Source organism: Streptomyces sp. NPDC101234 (assembly GCF_044767525.1).
In the GTDB taxonomy this organism is placed as follows: domain Bacteria; phylum Actinomycetota; class Actinomycetes; order Streptomycetales; family Streptomycetaceae; genus Streptomyces; species Streptomyces sasae.
The window spans coordinates 1-5,205 of record NZ_JBIWOA010000101.1 but is presented as its reverse complement, the minus strand read 5'-3'; the positions used below and the strand labels follow the sequence as shown (position 1 = coordinate 5,205).

5 protein-coding genes and 1 pseudogene are annotated in these 5,205 nt (G+C 68.4%); 3 read left to right on the top strand and 3 right to left on the bottom strand.

The genetic code is table 11. The annotated features are described in order from the left end of the window. Positions 1-468: pseudogene (locus tag ACIRR9_RS55835) on the bottom strand (hypothetical protein); the annotation flags it as partial. 569 nt (positions 469-1,037) lie between these two features. Further along, positions 1,038-1,568: a hypothetical protein gene (locus tag ACIRR9_RS55830; RefSeq protein ID WP_403769759.1), complete on the bottom strand. Its 531-nt coding sequence runs from the start codon at positions 1,566-1,568 to the stop codon at positions 1,038-1,040. Between the two features lie 500 nt (positions 1,569-2,068). Here ACIRR9_RS55830 and ACIRR9_RS55825 point away from each other — a divergent pair, with 500 nt between their 5' ends. The 3 genes from ACIRR9_RS55825 to ACIRR9_RS55815 all read left to right on the top strand — a co-directional run bounded on the left by ACIRR9_RS55825 (position 2,069) and on the right by ACIRR9_RS55815 (position 4,806). Then, positions 2,069-3,268, top strand: a complete 1,200-nt coding sequence (locus ACIRR9_RS55825) for a glycosyltransferase (RefSeq protein WP_403769756.1) — start codon at positions 2,069-2,071, stop codon at positions 3,266-3,268. Between the two features lie 208 nt (positions 3,269-3,476). Then, complete coding sequence (locus ACIRR9_RS55820) at positions 3,477-4,370, top strand: DUF1963 domain-containing protein (protein ID WP_403769753.1); 894 nt, start codon at positions 3,477-3,479, stop codon at positions 4,368-4,370. A gap of 64 nt (positions 4,371-4,434) precedes the next feature. Beyond that, positions 4,435-4,806, top strand: coding sequence for a signal peptidase I (locus tag ACIRR9_RS55815; RefSeq protein ID WP_403769750.1), 372 nt, complete (start codon positions 4,435-4,437; stop codon positions 4,804-4,806). A gap of 304 nt (positions 4,807-5,110) precedes the next feature. Here the strand turns inward: ACIRR9_RS55815 and ACIRR9_RS55810 are convergent, their stop codons facing one another. Further along, positions 5,111-5,194, bottom strand: a complete 84-nt coding sequence (locus ACIRR9_RS55810; RefSeq protein ID WP_403763752.1) for a proprotein convertase P-domain-containing protein — start codon at positions 5,192-5,194, stop codon at positions 5,111-5,113. Between the last annotated feature and the right edge of the window lie 11 nt (positions 5,195-5,205).

Sequence of the window (5,205 nt, the reverse complement as noted above, 5' to 3'; positions counted from 1 at the left end):
CACGACGGGGGCGTGTTGATCCGCTGGAAGCAGCTCGGCCACGGCCGCGACCACCCGCAGTACGGCCCGGCGTACCTCTCGCTCGGTGTCTTCGAGGAAGGACAACAGCTCTGGAAGCGCTCGGCAGAGCTCGACGCAAACCGCGGCGACCGAACTGCTCGGCCAGTGCGGCGAGTCGACGTCTTCCGGGGCGTGGTCGGCAAGGACGGCGAGCAGCATCAGCAACTCGGCGCGTTTGTTCGGGGCGTGCCGCACGGCGTGTGCGAGGAAGGGGACGGCAGGCGCTGACGCCGAGTAGACCGTGCCTTGGTGGTGGATGTTGCCGTAGAGCTCGTAGATAGCCTCGTCGGCTGTCTCCTCGTCGTCCTGGTAGAGCGCCTTGATCAGCTCGGGCACGTCCTCGGCGGAACCGTAGGCGTGGGTCAGGGCATGCCACTGGACGCGGTCCAGCTCGGCCGGAGATCTCATGGTCTGCGCTCCTCAGCTGATCAGTGCACCGACCCTATCGATCACCACCGACAAGACTGCGTGCAGATCGCTGCGGAGCCGCCGCAGGCCCTGAGCGATCGGATCGGGCTCGGTCAGCCGCCGGACCGGCCGCGGTTGTCATCCCAGAACCCGAAGTGGCGCGGCCACGGAACTCACGCTCTGCGGCAGTTGAGACTGCGCTGCTCACGTCGTAGAGGCCGGAGGTGGAGCTCTACACCGACGAGGATGGCCGTCGAGTGCGATGGTGGCGACGGCCATCCTCGTGTCTGTGCGGGCCGCGGCGACGGGCCGGCTCCTGGCGGACTCAGTGCTTGGCGACGAAGACGTGCGCGGCGGTCTGTGTGGGGAGTTCGGCGGCCTGGCCGCCGCTGTCGACCATCCCGCCGCCGGGCGACGACGTCCCGCTCACGACCGCGCCGGGCTGCACCCCGCGTGCCGCAGGGTGTACATCAGCTGGGGGTCGGTCTGGGTGGTGAACCCGGCTGCCAGGAGCTCTTCACGTCCGGGCGCGACCCCGACCACGCACGAGGTCGTTCGCGCCTGGGGACTCAGCCCGCCGGGGTGTTGTAGTTGACGATTCGCTCCACGATGTGTGCGGCCGCGCCGGTCAGTGGGCTGTCGACCCCCTTGGCCACCACGTCAGGTAACCGGTGCGCCTCCCCCTCGGCGACCGCCACCATGCCCCAGAACGCGTTGTAGCCCGAAGGGTCCGCCGGTTTGTCGACGGCCGCCCCGACCGTCACGACGCCGCCCTCCTCGACCAGGGCCAGCGCGCCCATCTGCCGCAACGTGTCGGGGTCCCGCTCTTCGGCGGCCACAACACTCCAGCCCGCCACGGCCGTTCGACGGAATGCGGCGAGAAGACCGCCGACGCTCCCCGCACCGGTGACAACGATGTCGGGTAGGACGAGGGCGACCGGTCCCCGCGTCATCGGCAGGGCAGACCTGATCGCTCCGTCGATTCCCGGTTCAAACGACTCGTCCTGGTAGACGAAGACCAACTGAAAGGTACCGGCGTAGCGCGCGAGATAACTCACCGTCTCCAGCTTGTGTGTGCCGAATACGACGACCAGGCGCACGTTGAGTCCGCTTTTGGCGAGTTCGACAACGGACTCCAGGCTGCGGTCCAGGACGGTGACCCCGGGAGCAAGACAGTGCAGCTCCTTCGGGTAGGGCGCCCTGAAGCGCGCTCCGAATCCGGCGCAGGGCAAGATGACCGAGACATCAGGCGAGACATCAGGTATGGGCACTGGCGATCTATGCATTGAGTGCCTCTCAGATTCTGTTGACGATCGAACCTTGCGCGCCTCGCCGGTTACGAGCAGCCCAGAGCCGACGCTGCACCGTCGGTCTCGAAGGCACGCTGGCGATCACGGTAGCCATCGAAGTCGGCTTCACGCGAGAGGGCGTTGGATCGACAAGATCGTCCCCGAGAGGGCCCGGCGGCTGTTCGCCGCCGTCGGCTGCGCTCGTTTCCGGTTTGACTGCGATCACTTGGGCATCCATGCACTCGATACACCACACGGATGCACAGCCGTGACAGCCGTCACAACCGAAGCAGAACGAAAGAGGACGCAGAATGCGGGTGTTGTTATCCACGTACGGGACGCGCGGCGATGTCGAACCGCTGGTGGCACTCGCGGTGCGGCTGCGCGCACTCGGTGTGGAGGTGCGCATGTGCGTCCCGCCGGACGAGGAGTTCGCCGAGCGGCTGGCTGGACTCGGGGTGCAGCACGTGCCGGTCGGGCCACCGGTACGGTCGTTGACGCGAGGGACGGCTCTCCCGTCGGCGGCGGAACTGTCCCGGTACCGGACCCAGATGGTCGCCACGCAGTTCGACGTCTTCCCCGCGGCGGCCGACGGATGCGACGCGCTGGTGGCGGCCGGCCTGGCCCAGATCGGCGCGCGGTCGGTGGCCGAGGCCGCGGGCATCCGCTACGTGTACGCGAGCTACGCGGCGGTCCACCTGCCGTCGCCGTACCACGCGCCACCACCGCGGCCGGGGTGGCCCGATCCGGAGGCGAACGACAACCGGACGCTGTGGGAGTTGGACGCCCACAACGTGAACGCGCAATTCCGGGAGACGCTCAACGGCCATCGGGCATCGATCGGCCTGCCACCGGTGGACAACGTCCGCGATCACGTCTTCACCGACCGGCCGTGGCTGGCGGCAGACCCGGCCCTGGGAGCGTGGCGGGAGACCCCAGGTCTCGACGTGATACAGACGGGCACCTGGAGTCTGCCGGACGAACGCCCGCTCCCCGGGGACCTGGTGACGTTCCTGGACGCGGGTGCGCCGCCGGTCTACGTGGGCTTCGGCAGTATGAGCGCGTCGCAGGACATCGCCCGTGGGGCCATCGAGGGGCTGCGCGCACAGGGCCACCGCGTACTCGTCTCCCGTGGCTGGGCGGACCTCGACCTGATCGACGGCCAGGACGACTGCTTCGCCGTCGGCGAGGTCAACCAACAGCGTTTGTTCACCAGGGTGGCGGCCGTGGTACACCATGGCGGCGCAGGTACGACGGTGACGGCCGCCCGCGCGGGCGTGCCGCAGGTGGTGGTGGCTCATCAGATCTCGGACAACCCGTACTGGGCCGGCCAGGTGGAGGACCTGGAGATCGGTGCGGCGCTCGACGGTCCGACTCCGAGCATCGAATCCCTGCGCGTCGCGTTCAAGACGGCCCTGGCTCCCGAGACCCGGGCGCGGGCAAGGGTTCTGGGCACGAAGATCCGCACCGACGGGGCGGCTGTGGCCGCGGGCCTGTTGCTCGACGGGTAGGGGATCGAGGAGCGGCGGACACGCAGTTGTCGACTGCTGCTGAACCTGAACTCGTGTTGTCGGGTGTCGGCAAGGCCGACCGCAAAGTGTGCCCCGTGGCCGCACGGGGCCTGCTGGTGGATCCGACAGACCGTGCGGCTACTCTCGGCCCACCGCGGCCTCGGTCGTGGCCAAGCCAACGCTTTGGTCTGTGAGGAGCACACGTCCGATGGCTCGCACCACCCCGCCACGTCCGCTCGATGTCGAGACGCTGTTCCCGGAGGTGGCCGGCTATCGGAAGACAGCCGTTCGCCTGCACCCTCGCCCCGGCGATCCGGGTGCGAGGGAAAGCTCGCTCGGCGGACCCGTGCTCTGGCCGCTCTCGGAGCCCTGGCCCCACTGCGAGGACGACCATCCGCGCACGGCGTTCTCCCCTCCCGCCCAGGGACCGATCCCGTTCGTCCCGGTCCTCCAGCTGTTCGCAACCGACGTGCCCGACCTGGCCTTCCCCAGCGCCACCGATCTGCTGCAGGTGCTCTGGTGCCCCTTCGACCACGAGGACGGCTACGTTCCCCGCCCCGAGATCTATTGGCGGGACAGCTCCCTGAGCGACCTGCAGCCGGCCGATCCGCCCTGCCCGACCGGCCCTGACAACGACTACCTTCCGGACCCGTGCGTCCTGCACCCTGAGCGCGTCACCGACTACCCGAACTGGGACCTCCCGAACGAGGTCGCCGACGCGCTCGCAATCAGGTTCGAGCAGTTGGAGGAGGAAACCGGTTGGTCCTACTGGTCCCACCTCTCCGTGGCGGACGGCATCAAGGTCGGCGGGTACCCGACGTGGACGCAAGAGCCCGACTGGCCGACGTGTCCTGCCTGCAGTGGGCGTATGGAGCATCTCCTGACGATCAACAGCTCCGAGTTCGACGGCGCGAGCTGGCGCACGTGGCTGCCCGTCGAGGACACCCCGGCCACGGGAACCGTCTGGGAACTTCCTTACGAACAACGCACCGAGATCCAACGCCCTCCTGGGCTCATGCTCGGCGACATGGGCGGCATCTACCTGTTCGAATGCACCAGGTGCCCCGACAGGCCCTTCGCCTACCGCTCGGACTGTTCCTGACCGCGCGCGGCTTCAGTCGAAGGGCACCGACATCAATCGATCAAGTTCGGTAGCGTTCGGGTGCATGGAAGACGGCGTGTACGTGGGTAATGCAGGCAAGGACGCAGCAGTGGACCGGGGTTGGCTGGTCGGGCACTTCAAGGAGCGCGGTAGTCCTCGTCACAGCGACGCCGTGGAGGTCAAATGGGGCGTCCACCCGCGTGGTGAGCGGCGAGCGCAGTGGGTGACGGGCGAAGTGCGTTCAGCTGTCCTCGTTCTCATCTCAGGTCGCTTCCGCATGGAGTTCCCGGGTCGTAGCGTGCTGCTGGAAGAACAAGGCGACTATGTCGTCTGGGGCCAGGGAGTGGATCACTCTTGGGTCGCGGAGGACGAGTCTGTGGTGCTGACCCTGCGATGGCCTTCTGTGCCTGGATACGCTGAGCCCGCTCCTGCCTGACGGCGGGCAGTGTTCCTGCGAGCCGACGCAGCGCCGCGCAGTCGACGGTCGGTACGAACGGCTCCCAGCCCTCGGGCCGCCCGGCTCCTTCCGAGAGCCACGGCAGTCCGCCCGAGCGCGTGGCCCGGCGGATGTTCGCGTTCCCGGGCAGTTGCTCGTACGGCAGCGGGTGGACTCAGGGCCGCAGGCGCGGCGTCAGCTCCTGCGCGACGGACTCGGGAATGTCGTGCTCCCCGGCGCCACACGGATCTGGCCGTTGTTCCGGGACGCGGTCCGTGTCCCGGAACAACGGCTGCGGAGGGGGTCAGGGGATGAGCCGCCACTGCTCGATGTAGCCGACGTCGATCGCCGCGTGGTCCTGGACTCGGAGCTTCCAGGTGCCGGTCAGGGGTTGGGCTG

What these genes read in the sequence shown, in the direction of transcription:
- ACIRR9_RS55815 (WP_403769750.1), top strand. Translation starts at nt 4,435, where the DNA reads ATGGAAGACGGCGTGTACGTGGGTAATGCAGGCAAGGACGCAGCAGTG.
- ACIRR9_RS55820 (WP_403769753.1), top strand. Translation starts at nt 3,477, where the DNA reads ATGGCTCGCACCACCCCGCCACGTCCGCTCGATGTCGAGACGCTGTTC.
- ACIRR9_RS55825 (WP_403769756.1), top strand. Translation starts at nt 2,069, where the DNA reads ATGCGGGTGTTGTTATCCACGTACGGGACGCGCGGCGATGTCGAACCG.